General features: G+C 48.3%; 18 protein-coding genes. 9 read left to right on the plus strand and 9 right to left on the minus strand.

Annotated features, from left to right (window positions below):
• Positions 1 to 268 precede the first annotated feature (268 nt).
• Positions 269 to 2842: a sodium:solute symporter family transporter gene (locus D3H65_RS00950; RefSeq protein WP_119048463.1), complete on the plus strand. Its 2574-nt coding sequence runs from the start codon at positions 269 to 271 to the stop codon at positions 2840 to 2842.
• Here the strand turns inward: D3H65_RS00950 and D3H65_RS00955 are convergent, their stop codons facing one another.
• The gene (locus tag D3H65_RS00955) at positions 2843 to 3292 is read right to left on the minus strand and encodes a lipocalin family protein (RefSeq protein WP_162915324.1); all 450 of its coding nucleotides are present in this window, start codon (positions 3290 to 3292) and stop codon (positions 2843 to 2845) included. It lies immediately after the preceding gene.
• Between the two features lie 186 nt (positions 3293 to 3478).
• Between D3H65_RS00955 and D3H65_RS00960 the strand changes: the two genes are divergently transcribed.
• The 3 genes from D3H65_RS00960 (at position 3479) to D3H65_RS00970 (ending at position 5492) form a co-directional block, all read left to right on the plus strand.
• Positions 3479 to 4300: a hypothetical protein gene (locus tag D3H65_RS00960; RefSeq protein WP_162915325.1), complete on the plus strand. Its 822-nt coding sequence runs from the start codon at positions 3479 to 3481 to the stop codon at positions 4298 to 4300.
• Positions 4301 to 4386: 86 nt separating this feature from the next.
• Positions 4387 to 4899, plus strand: coding sequence for an RNA polymerase sigma factor (locus tag D3H65_RS00965; protein ID WP_245999787.1), 513 nt, complete (start codon positions 4387 to 4389; stop codon positions 4897 to 4899).
• Entirely contained in the window at positions 4899 to 5492 is a 594-nt protein-coding gene (locus tag D3H65_RS00970) for a hypothetical protein (RefSeq protein WP_119048467.1), read from the plus strand. The genes D3H65_RS00965 and D3H65_RS00970 overlap by 1 nt, the downstream gene beginning before the upstream one ends.
• 17 nt (positions 5493 to 5509) lie before the next feature.
• Here D3H65_RS00970 and D3H65_RS00975 read toward each other — a convergent pair whose 3' ends face one another.
• From D3H65_RS00975 to D3H65_RS01005, 7 genes are all read right to left on the minus strand, one after another.
• Positions 5510 to 5944 carry a hypothetical protein gene (locus D3H65_RS00975; protein WP_119048468.1) on the minus strand — a complete coding sequence of 145 codons (435 nt, stop codon included), beginning with the start codon at positions 5942 to 5944 and terminating at the stop codon, positions 5510 to 5512.
• Positions 5945 to 6061: 117 nt separating this feature from the next.
• Entirely contained in the window at positions 6062 to 7546 is a 1485-nt protein-coding gene (locus D3H65_RS00980; protein WP_119048469.1) for a S41 family peptidase, read from the minus strand.
• 148 nt (positions 7547 to 7694) lie between these two features.
• Positions 7695 to 8357: a porin family protein gene (locus D3H65_RS00985; RefSeq protein ID WP_119048470.1), complete on the minus strand. Its 663-nt coding sequence runs from the start codon at positions 8355 to 8357 to the stop codon at positions 7695 to 7697.
• A 43-nt stretch (positions 8358 to 8400) separates the two neighbouring features.
• Positions 8401 to 9168 (minus strand): sterol desaturase family protein, encoded by a 768-nt coding sequence (locus tag D3H65_RS00990; protein WP_119048471.1) that lies wholly within the window; start codon positions 9166 to 9168, stop codon positions 8401 to 8403.
• Positions 9169 to 9180: 12 nt separating this feature from the next.
• Positions 9181 to 9492 carry a hypothetical protein gene (locus D3H65_RS00995; RefSeq protein ID WP_119048472.1) on the minus strand — a complete coding sequence of 104 codons (312 nt, stop codon included), beginning with the start codon at positions 9490 to 9492 and terminating at the stop codon, positions 9181 to 9183.
• 100 nt (positions 9493 to 9592) lie between these two features.
• Positions 9593 to 10396 carry a DUF4249 family protein gene (locus D3H65_RS01000; RefSeq protein WP_119048473.1) on the minus strand — a complete coding sequence of 268 codons (804 nt, stop codon included), beginning with the start codon at positions 10394 to 10396 and terminating at the stop codon, positions 9593 to 9595.
• Between the two features lie 11 nt (positions 10397 to 10407).
• Positions 10408 to 12789 carry a TonB-dependent receptor gene (locus D3H65_RS01005; protein ID WP_119048474.1) on the minus strand — a complete coding sequence of 794 codons (2382 nt, stop codon included), beginning with the start codon at positions 12787 to 12789 and terminating at the stop codon, positions 10408 to 10410.
• A gap of 185 nt (positions 12790 to 12974) precedes the next feature.
• Here D3H65_RS01005 and D3H65_RS01010 point away from each other — a divergent pair, with 185 nt between their 5' ends.
• Positions 12975 to 13967, plus strand: coding sequence for a sensor histidine kinase (locus D3H65_RS01010; protein ID WP_119048475.1), 993 nt, complete (start codon positions 12975 to 12977; stop codon positions 13965 to 13967).
• The gene (locus D3H65_RS01015; RefSeq protein ID WP_211345594.1) at positions 13967 to 14737 is read left to right on the plus strand and encodes a LytR/AlgR family response regulator transcription factor; all 771 of its coding nucleotides are present in this window, start codon (positions 13967 to 13969) and stop codon (positions 14735 to 14737) included. Before D3H65_RS01010 ends, D3H65_RS01015 begins: the two co-directional genes overlap by 1 nt.
• 38 nt (positions 14738 to 14775) lie before the next feature.
• On the opposite strand, the gene D3H65_RS01020 is transcribed toward D3H65_RS01015, so the two are convergent.
• On the minus strand, positions 14776 to 15642 hold the full coding sequence (locus tag D3H65_RS01020; RefSeq protein WP_162915326.1) for an RHS repeat domain-containing protein: 867 nt from the start codon (positions 15640 to 15642) through the stop codon (positions 14776 to 14778).
• A gap of 121 nt (positions 15643 to 15763) precedes the next feature.
• On the opposite strand from D3H65_RS01020, the gene D3H65_RS01025 reads away from it, so the two are divergent.
• The 3 genes from D3H65_RS01025 to D3H65_RS01035 are packed head-to-tail and all read left to right on the plus strand — an operon-like array spanning position 15764 to position 21395.
• Entirely contained in the window at positions 15764 to 16831 is a 1068-nt protein-coding gene (locus D3H65_RS01025; RefSeq protein WP_162915327.1) for a DUF3667 domain-containing protein, read from the plus strand.
• Between the two features lie 14 nt (positions 16832 to 16845).
• Positions 16846 to 17628, plus strand: coding sequence for a nucleoside triphosphate pyrophosphohydrolase (gene mazG / locus D3H65_RS01030; RefSeq protein WP_119048478.1), 783 nt, complete (start codon positions 16846 to 16848; stop codon positions 17626 to 17628).
• The gene (locus tag D3H65_RS01035) at positions 17625 to 21395 is read left to right on the plus strand and encodes a sensor histidine kinase (RefSeq protein WP_119048479.1); all 3771 of its coding nucleotides are present in this window, start codon (positions 17625 to 17627) and stop codon (positions 21393 to 21395) included. Before mazG ends, D3H65_RS01035 begins: the two co-directional genes overlap by 4 nt.
• Positions 21396 to 21415 lie beyond the last annotated feature (20 nt).

Raw genomic sequence — 21415 nt, forward strand, 5'->3', positions numbered from 1 at the left:
CCCCTACAGGGCTGAAAAAACACCTTCGCGTTGATTGCTACAAAGCGGTAGCCCCTCTGGGGCAAAATGCACGTTTGACACGCATGGAGGAAAGCGATAGCCTCCCGCTTGTTGCGGGACAAGCTCTCTGGGGCAAAATGCACGATTGATACGCAATGCGTATTACAAAGCGGTAGCCTCGCCGAGGCAGCATACACGTTTAATACGCATGGAGATGTGCGCTATTATGTTGATGTGTTCGTATACTATTCACTATTGACTATTCATCATGAAGAATTGTTTGCTCATATGTTCTTTCCTCTTCCTCTTGTTCTCCGGCAGTTTGCTGGCGCAGGACAAAGCGCATCCTTCCTATGTACGCTGGGGCGAGTTGCCGCCATTACCTGGAACGCCTGGCCTGGCAGGATGTTTTGCCGGCGTATCGAACGGTACGTTGCTGGTAGGGGGCGGTGCTAACTTTCCGGATGGCGGCACACCCTGGACAGGCAGCAACAAGACGTGGCAGGATAAAGTATATGCGCTGGAAACAGCTACAGGCAGTTGGAAAGAAGCGGGCAAGCTTCCCCGCCCATTGGCCTATGGGGTGTCTGTTACCTGGAAGGGTGGACTGATCTGTGTGGGTGGGAGTGATGCGAACAATCATTATGCAGATGTATTTCTCTTACAATATACCAATGGCCGTGTGCAAACAACGCCATTGCCTGCTCTGCCCAAACCATTGGCCAATGCCTGTGGGGTACTTATCGGCGATGTGATCTATATAGCCGGTGGTACGGCCAGTCCTGCTGCCACGGCTGCAGAGTTGGTATGTTGGTCACTTGACCTGTCGAAGGGTGTTGCAGGCGCTCAATGGACTATCCTGCCTGGCTGGCCGGGGCCTGCGCGTATGCTGGCCGTAGCGGGCACGCTGGATGGCGCCTTCTACCTGATGAGTGGTGTTGAACTGGTGAAAGGGGCAGGGGATAGCGTGGCCCACCGGGTGTTCCTGAAAGATGCTTATCGTTATACGCCCGCCAAAGGTTGGGCCAAAGTAGCTGACCTGCCCGAACCGGTAGCGGCTGCACCCAGTCCGGCCTATACCAGCGGTCAATCACACCTGTTGGTATTTGGCGGTGATCATGGCCGTTATTTTGAACAGAATGCTATCCTGAAAGAAAAGCATCCCGGTTTTTCTGATAAGGTATGGGCCTATAACAATATTACGGATGTGTGGACGGCTATCGATACGATCCTGACGCATAAGGAGGCAGATGCTGCACAGCAGCCCAACAACAGTGTATGGGCGCCGGTAACCACGCCTTCGGTGCTCTGGAATGGCAGTGTCGTATTTCCTTCAGGAGAAGTAAGGCCGGCAGTAAGGACACCAAGGGTACTTATGGCCACACCCATACAACCTGCAGGGGCTTTCCACGTGCTGGATTGGATCATTGTAGGAATCTACTTCCTGCTGGTGATCGGTATCAGTGTGATCGTATCGCGTAAAATGGAAAGCTCCACGAATGATTTCTTTTTAGGCGGCGGTAAGATACCCTGGTGGGCGGCGGGCCTCAGTATTTTTGGTTCCAAACTGAGCGCGCTGACGTTCATTGCTATTCCTGCCAAGGCTTATGCTACGGATTGGGTATACCTGCTCAATAATATTATGATCGTGGCAGTAGCGCCGCTGATCGTTTATTTCTACCTGCCTTATTTCCGGAAGATGCAGTTGACGAGTGTGTATGAGTACCTGCGCATCCGATTTAACCAGCGGGTAAAATTATTGGGCAGTCTTACGTTCGTATTGTTCCAGGTGAGCCGCCTGGGTATTGTTATTTACCTGCCTGCGTTGGTATTGAGTGCAGTAACAGGCATCAATATCTTTGTTTGCATCATTGGTATTACGGTCATCACCACGGCCTACAGTGTATCGGGTGGCATTGAAGCCGTGGTCTGGACGGAAGTGATGCAGGTAGTGGTGTTATTGGGCGGCGCTTTAATTGCGCTCATCTTCATGGCCAACTCTCTGCCGGGAGGCTTTGGACAATTGTTTACCGAGGCAGCAGAAAACAATAAGTTCCGGATGGCCATTATGCATGGCCGGATCACGGAACCTGTGTTGTGGGTTGTGCTGGTAGGCGGATTCCTGACGCAATTGGTGACGTATTCGTCGGACCAGGTAGTGGTGCAGCGCTACCTGACCACGCCTACTGAAAAGGAAGCGAGGAAATCTATTTATACGAATGCCTTGCTGGTGATCCCCGCTTCGCTTATCTTCTTTTGTGTGGGCACGGCCTTGTGGGTGTTCTTCAAACACAATCCTGCTGCGTTGAATCCCAACGGACGGATCGATGATGTATTCCCCTGGTATATTTCCAATCAACTGCCTTCCGGTCTGGCCGGATTGGTGATTGCCGGTTTGTTTGCCGCTACCATGTCTACCATCAGTTCCAGCATGAACTCGATCGCCACGGTAGTGACTACGGACTTCTATCAATACCTGAAGCCGGCGAGTACGGACAGGCAGCGTTTTGCCTTTGCACGCCGTACCACGGTCGTATTGGGCGTTCTGGGTTTCTTCATTGCGGTGTACATGGTATACCTGAGCAATGCTTCCATCTGGGACCAATACCTGAAGATCATTGGCCTGTTTGGCGGCTGCCTGGCAGGTATGTTCGTAGCTGGTATATTCTTCCCGCGCATTAACAGTGTTGGTATATTTATCGGCTTTATTGTAAGTGCTATCTGCCTGTTCTTTGTACAAGCGGCCAATATTGTCAGCTTTTTCCTATACCCGGCAGTCGCCGTACTGATGTGTGTGCTGGTGGGCTACCTAAGCAGCCTGATCTGGAAAGAAAAAGGGTGATCATTGTTTGACAAGCGTAAAGGTCATCCGGTCACCCGCCTTGAGAGTGTTTTCCACATAATACACCATTGTTTTACAATCGTAACCGGCGATGGTACCATTGAGCGTACCGTCGCTGGTCAATGTATTACCACTCACTTTCCAGGTGCCTTTTTCTGATCCTGAGGGGGTACAAACTGTGCCCAGGTCATTGTATTCCCAGGTCCCGTCGGACTTCAGGACGAGGATATCATCTTTTTCGCAATCTTCTCTATAGGCCAGGTAATCGACAGATACGGAAGAAGCTGTTAGCTTATACTGCAAGGCGGTCAGTTTGTAAGAACCGGACAGGCCAGTCATACTGGTACTACACTCCCCATTATTGGATTCGCTTTTATCTTTTTTGCAGGAAAAGAGAAGGAGGCTGGCTGCTACTGCGGGTACGGCCCATGACAAAATGGTTGATCTCATACGTTTCATTTGTTTGAATGTGAACATTGTTTGACAGCAGTACCCGCCCCTCGGGCCTAAAGGTTGGGCCGGAACCAAAATAATTTTTTTTGAAGGCTGCCCAACCTTTTCCCTCCATGGGCGGGTACTGCCCTGGAAAGCCGGTATGTTCCGGCTGTGATATATTATATATTTTTGCAATTATTTGTGAAAACAACAGTACTGGTAATCGCGGCAAGCTGCCTGATGGGTTGCAGCACTTCGATCAAACTGGCCGTACCCCAAACGTTCAAAGAGCAGGCCACCATGGAGCATGTAGACGGGGCCAGGGGCAATAAGATGTCGATGGCTAATTTTACTACTTCCCGGATCAAAAGAGGGGCCCACGTAAGTTATCCCGGCTGGGGGCGTGCTTATATATTGGAAAACCTGGTGCTGCAGCAGATTGGTCTTGGCATGAGCGGGACCACGGAAAATGAAAAAGCCAGGTTTCACTACGAGCTGTCGGACGGAAAAAGCACGGCCGAGATCTATGCCCATGAAAAGGCGGTTACCAAAAAGACGGAATACAGTGTGCTTAACAACAATAGTTTCTTCGGTTCATTCGAAAAACTGGAGCAATACAACTATATATTTTCGGCCATGATCTATGGCGGCACCAAGCCCACCAGCAAAGTCTGGGAGCTGATGATGACGAATATCTATGACCGGAAAGCGGAAAATGATAAAAACATATTTGCCTATATCAAAGCGGGTGATAATGGACTGGCCACCAATGGCAGTGATACGATCTACATAAAACCGCTCAGCATTAAAAAGACGGAAATGGCCAATGGTAAGACAGGGACCTTGCCTTTTAAACTGCTGTCGGGCTATGAACTGAGTACATCGGGTGGGGTGATTGCCATTGTGGACCTGATCGACCGGAATGTATGGTTTTACAATGAACTGGATGCGGAGGAAAAGTTCAATGTATCGGCTATCGCTACCGCTATCCTGGCGCGACGAGTACATAATGAGCAGTGGTAAGCCGCGGCTGCGGTGCCCTGGCGGATAATGAATGGTGAAAACAGGACGAAACAATATAGGGGGAACTGGAACAGGAGTTACAAATACTGGTTGCTGAGTGCCGCGAAGGCAAACGAAAAGCGCAGGAACAACTGTACCGGCAGCTGTATGGCTTTGCCATGGCCATTGCCATGCGTTATGCTACAGACGAGCAGGAGGCGGGTGATATCCTGGGCCATGCTTTTGTAAAAATGTTCCGCAGTATCCAGTCCTTTGATGAAACGAAGGGGAACTTCCATGGCTGGCTGAAGAAAATCATCATCAACGAAGCGCTGGATATCATCAAACAAAGAAGCCGTTTTACGAGGCTGGAAATGGATATGGCGGAAGAGCCGGCGATCAATAACAGTATCATTGAACAAAGTGATGCGGCTGCTATCCTGCAGCTGGTAAGGCAATTGCCGCCTGCCACACACGCGGTATTCGTATTGTATGCCATTGATGGGTATACACACAAGGAAATAGCCCAGCAATTGAATATCAGCGAAGGGACCAGTAAGTGGCACCTGAGTGAAGCCAGGAAATTACTAAAACAAAAATTAACAGGAACCAGTATTTAGTGCATACTACCACACCATATGAGCAATCAATAGCAGCCAAGCTGGATCAGGTGCCGGTGCCGGATATGGCCGATAGCATCTGGGCCAGTATTGACCTGCAATTGGGTGGGCCGGTGGATGTACCGGTTAAAAAGGCGCCCCTGAAGTATGGCGGAAAGATCTGGTATGTGTTTGTCGGTGTAGTGGCGGTGGTGACTACGTTGTGGTGGTATGGTGTTCGTAAGAGTCACCCTCCCGGGAAAACGATACCGGAAAAGGCGGTGCCGGCAATGAAGGATTCCTTACCTGTAACAGACAGTACAATCATCAATGAGGAAAAGATCAGGCCGGTAACGCCTGCCACCAGGAAAGTGGACTCCACGTCACCGCAGGAACCAGTAAAAGCTTTTACCAACCCGGATTCCGTGGTTGATAAAAGCCTGCCTCGGGTTGTAATAGATTCACCTGCTGTACAAAACTTCCGTCCGGTTGTCCCACTGGTTGATTCTGCTGCCGTTACACCGCCGGGTAAGCGGCCCAAAGGGGTAAAGGGTATTGGTCCCGATGATTATAGAATATCGGCGGGTAAGGATTCAACTAAAAAAGGCAACTGATCTGAACGTAGGCAGTATTATTTCTTAAACTCCAGTGTGTGCTTTACATTGCTGGTATTATCGTCGTAATAATCGGTGGTGATCAGGTGGTCGTTGGTGAACTTGTTGATGATGTATTCATCGCCATCGATCAGCAAGAGGCTTTCATTTTCCAGTTCATACCTGAAGGTGTCGAGTGCTATCTGGCCGTTTTCACTGATCCTGGTATATACGTTCCCATTGCTTCTGAAATCGATGGTAAACAAGCCTTGCGGAATATCAACGGATGAGGAATCCTTGTATGCCCCGGTGGTTTTGTTGTACGTTACTTCGGTTTCTTTCACGATATTCCATACGCCGAGGATACGGTCTGCCGGCTTTTTAAGATCATCTTTGTCTTTGGTACAGGAAAATACAAGGGTCATTGCGGTGAGGCCAATAAGGGAATAACGCAAGGATGCGGTTCTCTTCATAGAGGATCGGATTTTGATTTGGCCGTCAAAATAACAGTTATATTCGAATGGTCAAAGCCGTGGGGCTACCTTTTTTATAAGTAGCTACCACTCAGCAGGAGCGGGTGGCAGGTCACTTTAGTTTTTACCCCTGATCAGCCCCAGGGTGAATTGCATAACGGCATCGCGGTTGCTGATAAAATCCTGTTGGGATTGGGTGACGATGTGATGTGGCTTAATGCCGCTGCCAAAAGGTATCTCCTTCTTTTTCTCCACATACTGAAGCAGGTCTACCACGGAAAAGGAAAAATTAATATGGGTATGGGGTAATTCGTAAGCTACACTGTTGTGCCCGGTATGACCATAATAGCCGCCCATACTTTCTTCTCCGATCACCAGGGAGGAGCCTTCATCGCTGCGTACCATACTGGCAAACAGGGAAGCGGCAGAGGCTACTGCCGGACCAATCAATAAATAGATCCTGCCTTTGAAAGCCAGGCTGTCGGGCTGCCAGAAAGGATTGAAATCAGGGTTTTGGTAATACCTTCCCTGGCGCAACTGGTTATGCTCTTCCAGGAAGTTCTCTTCTATATCAGTAATATCCGTGCTGTCATCTGTATAGAAATATTGACGATAGGGCACCTTTTGAAAGAGGGTAAAGGCTTGCTTGTTCTCTTTAAAAGGATGATCGGTGAGGTAGGAATAAGTAAGCAGGTCATTGGGGTCGGAGCCACCGCCATTTTTGCGGATATCCACTACCAGGTGCCTGATCTTTTTTTCTTTCAACGTGGCAAAAGATTGTTGCAGGAACTGTTTATAAGCTGCATGTTTTGGGGAGGTGGCATTGCCCAGGGAAAAAGTATTGACGGTTAAAATGGCTGCCTGCAGGCTGTCGATCAATTGAAAGGTATAGCGGTTGTCGAGTAAGGTGTCGAGGTAGAGGGAATGTCTTTTTTTGCGCAGTATCTGGTAGTCGCGGTAAGTAACTGCGGGAAGGGTAGTGCTGGCCGTTTGTTGGGAAGGGAAAGGTTTGTATACTACGTGGAATTGTTGCACGGGACCAAATTCATACCGGTAAAACAGTGAAAAGGATGATCCAATACCCAGTAGTTTACCGGTGGTGTTCAAACCATCGGTGGTGTAATATTTATACAGACGTGGTAAAATGGATGGCAGGGGCAGGCCATTGATGGATACGATCTCTGCGCCGGCAGGTATTTGCTGGCCGTCGATATTGACCAGGAGTTTATTGTTGACAACACTTACAGGGTAAGGGAAAAAAGCTGGTCGGGTGACCATGCTATCGAGGTATGACTGGGGTAAGGACACATCATCATGCAGGCTGCCGATATAGGAAAGGATGGTGCTTACATACCGGTAAAAGTCCAGCAGGGTAGTGCCGGGGCGGATCTGCTGCCGGTAATGATCGAAAAGGCTGTCTACCTGCTTTTTTGTATGGTATTTATAGAGGCCGGCATGGGCTTTTTCCAGGATATGGCGGTACAGGTCAAGATCGGCCAATAAGGCTGTTTTGCCTGGGCCCTTCTTTTGAGTCCCTGATTGGGCAATAACAGATACGTACAGACCGAGGCAGATAAGGATGGCTATAGCTTTCGGATGCATCCTCAAAAATACAATTACGTTAAATAAATTGATCACCACTGGTGGAGAATAATTCCCGGCCCGGGCAGAAGGAACTGTTTAGGGTAAGTCTATAAGATAGCTCTTTGCCTTCTGGCAACAGTGAAGGTGGTGACCAATAAATACGGGGTTAATTCTTCTTTCTGCGAAACCGCTTCAACTGTATACAGAGCTGTATGGTATTGTTCCTGGCGTTGCCCAGCAGTATACGGGCTTTTTCTTCAGCAGCAATTTCAGTAAGTCCATGATAGTAGCGTATTCCCAATTGTAATAACCTGCTTTGCAACACCACCCCTCCAATGGGACCGTAATCGAATCCGTGGAGGTCATGCCGGTCAAAGGCCCCATATCCAACGGCAAAAGTACCCTGGAAATCAAAACTGCCACCCAACTTCACAGCTCCGTAAGCGCCTCCTTCCACTACCAGCCACCGGGTAACGCGCAAGCCTGCTACCAGTGGGAGATCGAGGTAATTGATCTGATAACGCACATTGCCGCTGAAGATATTGGCTGCATTATAATCGATCCTGCCTCCTTTCATGGAAAAAGCGATCTCAGGTTTAAGGTATAGCTCGGGAGATAATGGTATGGTTGGCGCCAGTCCGATACTCAGTCCTACCCGTGGTACACTGCTGCCATTTGCCTGGTTGCTGAAAAAGCTGATGCCGGTACCTACCTTCAAAATAGAAGTTTTGCGACGCTGCGCCTGTGCATGGTCAACAAGCAGGCATCCTGATACACTCCACAGTATAAAGCTGATGATATGGTTACTTAAATAAGGCCTTGCTTTCATAATTGATCGATTTGTTCTTGTATAGTTTACTGTTTGTTTTTAATTAACCTTTGTATTTCATCTTTCCTTTGAACAGGTCTATGAACCCATGAAAGATCAATACAAATGGATTGTGGCTTACAAAGCCAGTGGTAATACCATATCTCACTTTTTCTGTTTCTGGTTGATAGGTGCCGAACAGCCGGTCCCAGATCATGAATACGCCCCCGAAATTCTTATCAATGTAGAGGGGGTTGGCGCCATGATGCACCCGGTGTGCGGAAGGGGTGTCGATGATCCCTTCCAATGGACCGAGCTTTCCCACGGCCTCGGTGTGCATGAAAAACTGGTACAGGAGATTTAACCCCACAGATAAGGCGATCATCAGCGGAGGAAACCCCAGCAGGGCAACGGGTACATAGAAAAACGGGGTAACGATAGCCGTAAACCAATTGAGCCTGTAGGAGGTAGTGAGGTTCATCCACAGGCTGGAGTGGTGAACGAGGTGAAAAGCCCAAAGTGGTTTCCAAACATGTGAAGCCCGGTGGAACCAATAGTAGATAAGATCGGTCACTACAAAAGTGACCAGGAATAATAAAATGCCGGGTTCAAAATCGAAAACCCGGTAGCGATAGACCCAACCGAGTATACTTAGCTGCATGCCTGCAAAGAGGAACTTGGACAATTGAAAACCAGCCATGATCCCCAGGTTGGTAAGCGTTTCTTTCACCTGGTACACTTTCTTGTCATGCCGCCAGCTCCATATCATCTCTGCGATGATAAGCAGGAGCAGCAAGCCTGCTGCCCATGCTTTATAACTTATACCTGCCATATTGGATATTATTTAATAGATGACCACTTTTTTTCGTACCAGCACTGTTGATGGTGCAGGTGTTATGACCCGGGTTGAACGTACAACAACAGGTGCAGGCCGTACAACCAAGGCAGCGGGCTTCACAACTACCACTGCCGGGTTGACTGCCACTGCCCCAGGAGCAACGATCACGCCTGGTAGTGGCGCCACCCTAACTACCCTAACGGGTGGGCGTACGACCACTACCCGGCGGACGGGCGGTTTAACAACGACTACCTGGGCTTTTACTTCTGCGGCGAGGATACTACCTGCCAACGCAAGGGGAACAAATAATTTCTTCATGACTATATTGTTTTGATGTTTGATAATGATTGGACCGATCAGTGGTTCGATGTATTGGTTATTGCCTATGAAAGGCACAGAACAGGGGATGGACCGCCCGTTAACGGACCTGTATCCACATAGTGTCTGCCGCATGCACGCCGGTAAAGATGCCCAACCCATTCTCAATATTACCAGGTGGCGCTACCAGGTTGGTGGAGTTATTGCTGTTGTCTTCATACAGGGCGGCATATTCAGGCTGAATGCGATACAGCAGCACTGCATGCCTGCCATAATAAGAAAAACGTCCCAGTGACAATTGCTGCTCGTCGCTACGAAGCGGGGGGACCCTGAAAATGGGAGCGGGCTTTTCAATAATATTGCCACCGATATTGAAAGTGATGGGGGTGGGGTTGATTTCCATATTCCTCACTACCATGAGGTGGTATGCCTTGTCAGGATTTTCCCAGGTGTACCGGACGGGATCCGGGAGTTGCATACCCGGGCCTATCTGTGGCACCACGATCTCAGTGGCGGAAAAGGTGACTGTTCCCGGGGCGGGCGGGATCTCTGTGGTAGCTGATATCTCCTTACCATTATAAGAGAAAGATAGCCGGTATGCTCCGCCTGCGATAACGGGCAATGATAGGGACCCGTACCGGCCGGCATTTGTTTCTGTCAATGTATAAGTCTGTCCTTCATGGGTGATCTGTACCATCAATCCGGTGATGGGAATGAGTGTACCGGTGCTTCCGTATAAGATCTCTTCGGAAATGGTGATGGAAGCGTTTTGTCCGGGCGCCAGGTAACCTTCCACCACCGGCAAGGGGGCGGGGCGTACATTATTTTCCTTTGTACACGAAAAAGAGGCGGTCATCAGTAATGCTGTAAAGAGGATGACCTGATATGGGCGATGCTTTAGCATAAGAATGTTTATTATTTCAATTTTATACTCAGGGAAAGATTGGGCGTGAAGCCGAGGTAGTTCACATCGGTTTCCACGATCTCGTTTTCGATGATATCAAATTTTTTATACCAGGTATTCACCTGGTCATAGAGATTGAAGAATGATAGTCCAAGGGCTCCGTTGAACTTACCGGAACGCCCGAAGTTGAAGGTCACTGCGGCGTCTAACCGGTGGTAATCAGGAAGTCTCAAGGCATTCTTGGCCGATACATTGAGGTAGGTTTGTTTGGTCCCGTCCAGTAATGTGACCTGGTAGCCACCTGTAGGCGCTGTATATGGCTTACCGGTCATGTACATCCAGGAAAGGGACAGATCGAACCGGCCCAGCCGGTAATTGTGTACCATCTTGAACTCGTTCCGGATATCGTTGGAAGCAAAGAACTGGTCTGGTCCGTAAATGGCATAATCGTTGGTGACTTCTGCGAGGGTGTATCCGATCCAGCCATTATACTTTCCTTTTTTCTTTTGCAATAAAAAGTCTATCCCTTTTGCCTTGCCGGTCCCTTCATAGAAGAAGTCGGCATAGTCGCCCGTTCCGCCCATCGGTTGGAAACGCAAGGTGTACTCAGACAATCCTTTCATGTTTTTGACATAAGCTTCCATATCCACCAGGAATAGCTGATCTTCCCAGCTGATGCCGGCGGAATATTGCTGTGATACACTCACAGGTATACGGTCATCATCCGCCAACAGCCAGAAATCGCGGCTGCCATTCAGCAGGTCTTCCCGGATCACCCGCTTGGCGAATTGGTAGTATTGGCCGGCAGAGCCTTTCAGCTTCACCTGTTCCGTGAGTTGGTAATCTCCGTGTAACCGCGGTTCCAAATACCATTTTCCGGTGGGAGAGAAGTAGGTGGTCCTGATGCCGGGCACGAGGTGAAACCGGTGGTCATCCAGGCTCCACGCATCTTGCAGGTATAAAGAGGTTGTATGTCCCTGTGCCTGGCGGTTGATCAACTTAAGCGTATCGTTACGGGAATAGTCATAACTAATGTCCTGGTAATTGTATTGAATACCAGATCCCAACTGGTGCATCGGTGTGATGGACCATGTCCAGTCGGTCCTTGCGGCATAGTCATACAATTGATTATCCTCGATGGCCCCACTCTGGAACTTACGTTCTATACCCAGTGAATCAGTAATGCTGCTGCGAAGGGTATTGGTACGCTCACTGAAATAATTAGAATAGCTTACGAGTGTGTTGCTGTAGAGCTTTGTATTCCATTGTTTGCTCCACTTCAGGCTCGTGCCTGTATTGCCCCAACTGGCGACATCGGTGGTATTGGCAAAGAAGGAGGATAACCTGTTGCCCAGCCGGGAACCGCCACCGGCCTGCGTACTGTTGTCCATATCGTCCTTGCCATGATATACACTCCAACTGAAAACATCCTTGCTATCTGTGCGGTAGGTGAGTTTCACATTGAGGTCATCGAAGTGCGATTTTACATCCGACTGACCACGAAACCGTTCTCCAACACCTTGTGTGCGGTTGGTATGCTCATTGTCAATAGTTGCCTGGTCTTTCAGTTTGTCATAAAAGGAGGTTTCAAAACTGCGCCGGTAAGCAACGAGGGCCGACATCTTTTTTCCCAGGGGCGTTTCCACAAATCCATTTACGCTCAGGAACCCAAGGTCTATCCCGGCATTGAAAGCATTTTTATTGCCTTCCTTGCCGGTGATGTCCATTAAAGCCGAAAGGCGTCCTCCATATTTTGCATCAAATCCACCCTTGAATAATTGAACATCTTTGATGGCGTTGGCATTGAATGCACTGAAGAAACCAAAAAGATGGTCTACGTTGTACACCGTAAATCCATCGAATAGTACCAGGTTCTGATCTGGCGTGCCTCCCCGTACATACAGTCCTGCAGATTGCTCATTGCCCGCACTTATCCCAGGCATTAGCTGGAATGCGCGGAAGATGTCTTTTTCACCCAGGGAAGGTAATGTAGCGATCAGTTTTGGGTCCATACGGATCATACCGGTTTGCTGGTTCAGTTTGAAACGCTCCGGCGATACGCTGCTTACTACTACTGAATCCAGTTGCCTGTCATTGGCAGCCAGTTGGATGCGGAGGTTATTCAACAGTTGGCCAGGCTGGATGTGATGATCCAATGTTTGGTAGCCAATGCAGGAGAACCGGAGCAGTAATGGATCGGGAAACTGCCCACTGAGCATAAAATACCCGTCAACATTACTGCTGCTGCTCAGCCTGCTGCCCGGCACCGAAACGGTTACAGCAGGCAGGGGTTCTCCGGTAGCTTTATCCGTAATGCGCCCTGATACCTGTTGTAACTGTGCCTGGGCGCAGATCGCCACTGTGCAGAAAATGATGATCAGTCTAAACTTCATACATGCGTTAATTTTATTGAAGCGCCAAAAGTATCGGCAGTGGTTTGACAAAACAGGTGAAATCGATATGGAAGAGACAAATTGAAAGATGAAAAGACCAGGCCCTTGTCAGCTTTACCGGCGATTTTGTCAGCTTCATGGTGATAAGGGCCCTGTACGGTAAGCCTGTTTGATACCTTTATAGTATGAAGAAGTTTTATCCGTTCACCGGGTTTATGATCTCGTTGTTCATAGCGCTGCTGGGCTATGTATTGCGATTGGGCCGGGAAGAGATGGGGGCTTCATTGGCGGCGCCAATTGCTTCGTTTGTCAATGCCTACCTGAGCTGGTGGCTGATACAATATGTGATCAGGTGGAACTGGCCGGAAAACTATGGCTGGAAGGCGGTGATCGCTATTGCGGGATGTATGCTTATTTCAGTCCTGCTTTTTACGCTCAACAACCGTATTACGGGTTTGCGCGACCGGCTTGAATTGATCTCCCGGGGAAGACAGCTGATCAATTTTCTTTTATTGGGCAGAGGGCTCGTGATAGGTGGATTCCTTTATTACATTGCCTATTTGTTGCGCATGTCGGCGCAGATCCAGCAATCGAGGCTGGAGAATGAACAATTGAAAAAGGAAAATCTACAGGCCAGGCTGAGCCTTTTACAGGAGCAGGTGAGCCCGCATTTCCTGTTCAATTCGCTGGGCACCCTGCGGAGTATGGTGCAGGAGAAAGCACCGCGTGAGTTTATTCAACGGTTGTCGGAAGTATACCGGTATTTGTTGAGCAACCGCATGGCCGATCTGGTAGAGCTACGGGCCGAACTGGATTTTACAGCGGCATACCTGCATATCCTGCAAGAGCGTTTTGAAGCAGCTATAGTTACAGAGATCCATGTGGAGGATGGCCTGTATACCAGAAAGCTGCCAACTGCCACCCTTCAATTGCTTATTGAAAATGCCGTGAAGCATAATGTAGTAACTACGGAGGATCCGTTGAATATTTACATATATACAGTAGAAAATAAATGGTTGATGGTGAGTAATTCCCTGCAACGGCGAAACAAGTTAAGTGATAGCCTGGGCACTGGCCTCAGTAATATCCAGGAACGATACCGGTTGCTGGCCGGGCTTGACATCAGGATAAGCGAAACGGGTAAACTTTTCACAGTAGGCGTTCCCTTATTAATATAATGGATCTGAATATACTGATCATAGAAGATGAGCCAAAAACAGCCAAGGAATTGAAAAATATGATCGAAGGGCTGGATGACAAACTGGTGGTTGGCAATATTTTGCCGTCTATCAAATCGGCGGTCAACTGGCTTGAGCATAATCCTTCCCCCCAGCTGATCTTCTCTGATATACAACTGGCGGATGGACTCAGTTTCGAAATATTCCGACGGGTGGCAGTGTCATGCCCGGTGATCTTTTGTACGGCTTTTGATACTTATGCCATACAGGCTTTTGGCACTTATGGTATTGACTACCTGTTAAAGCCTGTGGATGAGGAGAAGTTGGCCGGAAGCCTACGCAAATACGAACAGATGAAACTGATAATGGGCACAAAGAACGGGGTTGATTATAGGCGGCTGGAGACTGTATTGTCGGGATTGCAGCCTACGTATAAGAGTGGTTTGCTGGTATTCAAAAATGAAAAGATCATTCCTTTGAAAACCGTTGATATTGCTTTTGTTTATTCCGCTGCTGGCATTGTAAAGGTTTCAACCAAAAACAATCAAACCTACCTTCTTACGGAAGTGTTGGATGAATTAGAGCCACAGCTGGATCCCTACCAGTTCTTCAGGGCCAACCGGCAGTTCCTTATTAATCGTGATGTGATGGTAATGGCGGAACACTTTTTTAATCGCCGGCTTGTCCTGAAACTGGATAGGGAAACCCCGGAAAATATAATTGTCAGCAAAATGAAGGCCCCGGAGCTTATAGCCTGGATGCAGCGTTGAGCTATCCTCTGGTACCGTGGAACAACTAATGGAAGGTGTTAGAACTGGTATTTATATTCAACCTTGCCGATCAAGACCTTCGTTTTGGAGTAGCAGGCATCGAGTACTTTCAATCCCTTTGCATCGTAACTATAGTGCCATTTCTGGTAATCTCCGGTACCTTCTACGGTCACGAGCATGGAGGATAAGCGGTCCTGGTCGTCGTACTCAAATATATAATCGGGCAGGAGTCTTTTAGCGCGGTTGTTGTAGCGTACGATATCGGTTAAGCGGTCTTTGTCATCATAGTAATAATAAACCGTGGGCAATGGCTGGCCCTGGCGCAGGCTTTTTTCTTCGCCAGGATTTCCTTTTTCATCGGGCAGGATGGTAATATGGGTAGTATCGCTGTTGTTCTTTATTTTCTCCATGCGTACGGGTTTGCCACTGGCATCATAAAACCATAAGTGTTGTTCCTTACTGATATAATTGCCTGGTGAAAAGGAGAGGCTTACAATATTGGTGATGCGGTTATTGGCATCGTAGGTATAATTGATCTCTGTTTTATTGCCTTCTGCTGTATCGGTGGTTTTGATCAATTGGCCGGCGGTATTAAAAGTGGCAGTATTGACGGAGGTGCCGGCCAGGGTAGTGGTCGTTTCAGTAACGATCTCCGTAAAATTATTCTTTACATTTTGTTCACATTTGAAGCCTTCAATAGGTTGGTTATTGCCATCCAGGCTGTTAAAGCGTACTGATCTTACCTTTTGCTGCAGCCAAACTCCTCTTTTCTTCATCTGTTCGCGGGTAACTACCAGGTCATTGTAATAATGCTGACCTTGCGCGGACATGACAAAGCTGCCAATAAGCAGGATTAAAATCGTTGTTTTCATGCTGCTGCTAACGAACAAATGCTTGTTTTCCATATAGCGGATATCCAAATTTTTCTGTAAAATACTGTCTTTCCTTATTTTTAAGCAAAATTAACACCCGGTGTCCCATTCCAAAGAACGTCACGAGAAGAATTGTCTGAACTGTAATGCTGATTTGACTGGAAGATATTGTCACATATGCGGACAGGAAAATATTGAGCCAAAAGAGACTGTATGGGGCCTGGTAAGCCACTTTTTTTATGATATTACCCATTTTGATGGTAAGTTCTTCAGTACCACTAAGTACCTGATCACCAAACCGGGGTTTCTGCCCCAGGAATACATCAAGGGCCGCCGGGCGAGTTACCTGCATCCGATCCGGATGTATGTATTCAGTTCCGCCCTTTTCTTCCTCATTTTCTTTACGATGTTCAAGCCCGATAATATAGCCAAGGGTGATTGGGGGTCGAAGAAGAATTTTATGGATTCGGCCCAGCAGCTGGATATTGCCCGGGATATTGCATTGAAGGCGATGCGGACCTCTGCGGATTCGCTGGAAATGATCAATAGCTTTGCGGCGGCCAAGGCCCAGGTGATCGCGGACCGGATAAAAGACAAGATCAGGAAAGACAGTCTCAGAAAGGTGAAGGCGGTCCGGCATCCGGACAGAAGGACCACCTGGTTTGAGGCCAGCGATGAATATGAAACGGTGCAGCAATATGATTCTGCCCAGCAAGCCTTGCGGCCTGAACTGCGGGATGGCTGGTGGGCAAGGAAGGCGGCCCGCCGCAATATAGAATTGAGTAATCGCTGGCGGGAGGATAATAAGAAGTTTGTGCGGGATATGGCAGATACCTTTTTGCATATGCTGCCTTATTTGTTGTTCCTTTCGCTGCCGCTGTATGCTTTGCTGATGAAGCTGCTGTATTTCAGGCATAAGCAGTTCTACTATGTGGAGCACGGTATATTCTTTATCTACCTGTATATTTTCACCTTCATATTCCTGTTGCTTTATTTCTCTGTGATCGAGCTGCGGCAGACTACGCACCAGGGCTGGATAGGATGGATCGAAGCGGCGCTGATCATTGGGGGGATCTATTACACCTATAAGGCCATGCGAACATTTTATAAGCAGGGCCGTGCTATGACCTTGCTCAAGTTTTTCCTGTTGAACCTGATGGCCACTTTTGCCATCGTGATGCTGTTTATATTTTTCTTTACCTTAACGCTTTTCAAGCTCTAAAAAAATAGCGGACTATGGAGACAAATAAGGTGGCGGCAGCATTCCTGCGCCTGGTGACGATCATGGATGAACTGAGGGAACAATGTCCGTGGGACAGGAAGCAAACGGTAGAGACCTTACGGCCGCTGACCATTGAAGAAACCTATGAGCTGGCGGACGCCATCACAGAGGGGGACTGGAAGGGGATCAAGGAGGAAATCGGGGATGTGATGCTGCACATGGTCTTTTATGCTAAAATAGGGGCCGAACAAGGGAAGTTCACGCTGGAAGAGGCGCTGCAGGGCATTTCGGACAAGCTGGTATCGCGCCACCCGCATATATATGGGGATGTGAAGGTGAAAGATGAGGAGGAAGTAAAGCAGAACTGGGAGAAATTAAAATTAAAAGAGGGGAAGACCTCAGTACTGGGCGGTGTGCCGGTATCCCTGCCGGCGGTGGTAAAAGCCACCCGGTTGCAGGAAAAGGCCAAACAGGTGGGGTTTGAGTGGGATGAGCGGGAACAGGTTTGGGATAAGGTAAAGGAAGAAATGGACGAGTTGCAGGAGGCGGTAGCCATTAAGGGGCAGGCGGAAATAGAGGAGGAGTTTGGTGACCTGCTGTTCTCCCTGGTCAATTATGCACGGTTTTTGCAGATAGATGCTGAAAATGCGCTGGAAAGGACGAATAAGAAGTTTATCAGCCGTTTTACCCGCATGGAACAACAGGCTACCCGGGATGGTAAATCGCTGGCCGATATGTCCCTGGCCGAAATGGACGCCATCTGGAACAGCATTAAAAAACAAAACCCCGGCACTTGAAGCAATTGCTGAAAAACTGGCTTATTAAGAATATCTACCTGCTGGCGGCTATCAGCCTTTTTGGAGTAGCGTTCATCCTCAACAAATATGTAATCGGCACTACTACAGCCCGGTATTACGTTAATCTCATAGAAAAAAGAATCCGGGAAAAGGAAAGGGATTTCCAGGAATTGACGGCCGATACGGCCTTATTGAGCGCCCTGGCCAATCAACGGTACGATGAAGCGGGGCTTACGCGCGTGCTGGATAAGAAAAAGGGATACGATATTTTCATTTATGAACATGCGCAGGATTCTGCCGGCACACCGCACCTGGTATTCTGGAACACACAAAACATATTGCCGGATGTTTCCTTCTCCTGGGGATTGGATACCAGCCGTTTGATCAAACTCACCAATGGGCAGTATGTATACAGCAGCCGGAAAATAACACTCCGCGATAACCGGCAGTTTACAATTCAGGGACTGATCCCGGTGGTATGGAAATATTTTGTAGAGAATGAGAACCTGAAGAAAGAATTTGCCGGTATTTCCAAAGCAGTTGAACGGGTGGACCTGGTGTTGTCACCCACGCCTTATCCCGTAAAAAGCATCCGTGGGAATACCTTATTTTACCTGCAACGAATCAATGAGCACCTGCAGCAGCACAATATATGGTCGATCCTGCTGGTGATTGCGGGGTTCTTCCTGCTCTTTTTATACCTGCAGCAAACGGCGGATCAGATCAGCCGGAAGTATGGCCTTTGGTATGGCGCTTCCTTCCTGGTAGGGATACTGCTGGTGCTGCGGTTGTCATCCTATTTCTTCCCGGATATGCTGGACCTGCGGCAGTTCGAACTATTTGATCCCTATATCTATGGTTCGAGCCTGGTATTGAGCTCACTCGGCGACCTGCTCATCAATTCATTGCTGTTTTGCTGGATGGTGATATTCGTTAATCGCCGGCTGAATACTTCTACCATCAAGGCCCTGGGAGCGCCCTGGAAAAACTGGGGGGCTGTAACAGGGATCCTGGCGTTGCTGGTACTGAGCACTTTTACGTTTGCGGACATCCTGCAAACACTGGTGTCTGACGCCAAGATGTCTTTTAATGTAACGAACTTCTTCAGCCTGGTAGAGCAATACAGTTTTGTAGGCTTTGCGGTGATGGCTACGCTTGGCCTCAGCTATTTTTTACTGTCGCAAATATTTCTCACGGTAGTGGGAAAACTGGTAGGGGAGAAGAATTATGTGGTGTATATCATTACGGCGTTCCTTGGTCTGCTGATGCTGTCCTTCCAGCGCAATAATGCCATGGTAGAGTTGAACCTCTATACCTTGTTGTGGTTGCTGCTGTTCATCTGGCTCATGCGGCAAAAGATCTTTGCGGGATTAAATTACCGGCTCAATGTATCGGAAGTATTGTTCTGGCTCTTTGTATTTTCCTTTTCCATGGCTGCGGTTATTCTTTTTGAGAATGGGAAGATCGAATTTGAGCAAAGAAAGCGGTTTGCCGAAAAGCTTGCTTCGCAGGCAGATCCTTCGAATGAAAGATTGTTGAGCATTGCCCTGGCTTACCTGGACAATAATTTCCTGGAGCCTAATTTTCGCCGTTTCTACAACCAGCAGGAGAATGCGAAACTCAAGGATAGCATCAGCAATACGGGGTTCATCGGGTATGCCAATAAATATGATACCTGGTTATTTACTTTCGACAAGGAAACGAATCCTTTGTTCAATACAGAGCCAGGGTCGTTTGATACGCTGAATACCATTTTCCGTAATCAGTCGAAGGGGACAAATATCCCTGATCTGCGTTATTTTGAAAGGTCGTATGATAAGTTCTCTTACATCTTTAAGAAAGAGGTGCTTGACAGCAATGATGTAACCATTGGTTACCTGTTTGTATTGTCGGATCCCAAACGGTATAAAAGTGAAGCGCTGGTACCGGAACTGTTCAAGTCTACGCGGGAAAGGACACCGGAATACTCGCCTGTATACGCCTATGCTATCTATGACAGCCTGCAGCTCATCAGTCATTATAATGATTATGCCTTTCCAACCTCTCTCAAGAAACAGTCGCTGAAGGATGAATACAGCATCGTAAAAAAAGATGGCTATGAAGAGTTGTGGTACCGCGGTACGCCCGACAAGGTAGTGGTGGTAGCCCGTAAAAACAATTCATTCATAGAGGCGATTACCTTGTTTGCCTACCTGTTCAGCACCTTCCTGTTCCTCCTGGCCTTTTACCGCATTGTAGCCTTCCTGATGAGGACCCGGTTGCAAAAAACGTCTTTCCGGCAGTATTGGGAATTAAGCATCCGTTCTCAGATACATAGCACGATCATATTGATCAGCCTGTTGCTGTTTGTAGTGATTGGTGTGGCCAACGTATTTTTCATCATCAACCGGTATCACCGTAATAACCAGGACCGGCTTACACGTGCTATCCAGATCATGGTCAATGAGGTGGAAAAGAAGCTGGCGGATCATGCTACTTTCAACGAAGGGATCATGTTGTATGAGCCTGGCTTCAGTGATGAGGTGGAACAGTTGATGCGGGATATTTCGGACATCCATGGCATGGATGTGAACCTGTATGATACCTCCGGGGACCTGAAGGTAACTTCCAACCCGGATATCTATTACCGGGGTGTATTGAGCGAAAAGATGAACCCGCTGGCTTATTTCCGGTTGCACAACCTGCGGCAGGTGCAAACGGTGACGGACGAAAAAGTGGGTAAAGTAGACTATCTGAGTATCTATGCGCCGGTGAGGGATGATGATGGTAACGCAGTAGCTTATCTCAACGTGCCTTCTTATAGTGCGGAAGTGGAACTGACGCAGGAGATCTCGTACTTCCTGGTGACGATCATCAACCTCAATGCGTTTATATTCCTGGTAGCAGGAGCCATTGCGTTGTTCATTACCAACCGTATCACCTCTTCCTTTACGCTCATTACGCAAAAGCTGCGGGATATCAACCTGGGTAAGATGAACCAGGAGATCAACTGGCACCGCAATGATGAGATAGGGGTGCTGGTAACAGAATACAACAAAATGGTGCGGAAGCTGGATGAGAGTGCTGAGTCGCTCGCCAAAAGTGAACGGGAAGGCGCCTGGCGGCAAATGGCGCGGCAGGTAGCGCATGAGATCAAGAACCCGCTGACGCCGATGAAGCTCAGTATCCAGTACCTGCAGAAAGCGATCGATGATAATTCGCCCAATGTAAAGGAGATGACTGGTAGTGTGGCCCGCACGCTTATTGAGCAGATCGATCACCTGTCGAAGATCGCATCGGACTTTTCGCAGTTTGCCAATATTGGCAACCCACGCAATGAAGTATTTGACCTGCATGAAATGTTGTACTCGCTCACTTCGCTCTATGAGGCTACGGAGAATATGGATTTTAAATGGGATCCGGTACCACACCGGGTATTGTTGTTTGCCGATAAGACACAATTGAACCGTTTGTTCACCAACCTGATGCAGAATGCGATCGAGGCGAGTGAAGACAGGCCGCAACATATCATCCGCATCAACGAAGAGCTGAATGGCGGAGAATACATTACGGTCAGCATTACGGATAATGGGAGTGGTATTCCGGAAGTAACGCAATCCAAAATATTCACGCCCAACTTTACCACGAAGTCTTCCGGTACGGGTCTTGGCCTTGCCATGAGCAAAAGCATTGTGGAGCAGGCCAAGGGCGAGATATGGTTTGTGACGAAGGAAGGGGTGGGGACGACGTTCTATGTGAAGATACCGCTGTTGAGGGCCATGAATTAGTGAGTGGTGAATAGTGAATC

The organism is Paraflavitalea soli, from assembly GCF_003555545.1.
Classification (GTDB): domain Bacteria; phylum Bacteroidota; class Bacteroidia; order Chitinophagales; family Chitinophagaceae; genus Paraflavitalea; species Paraflavitalea soli.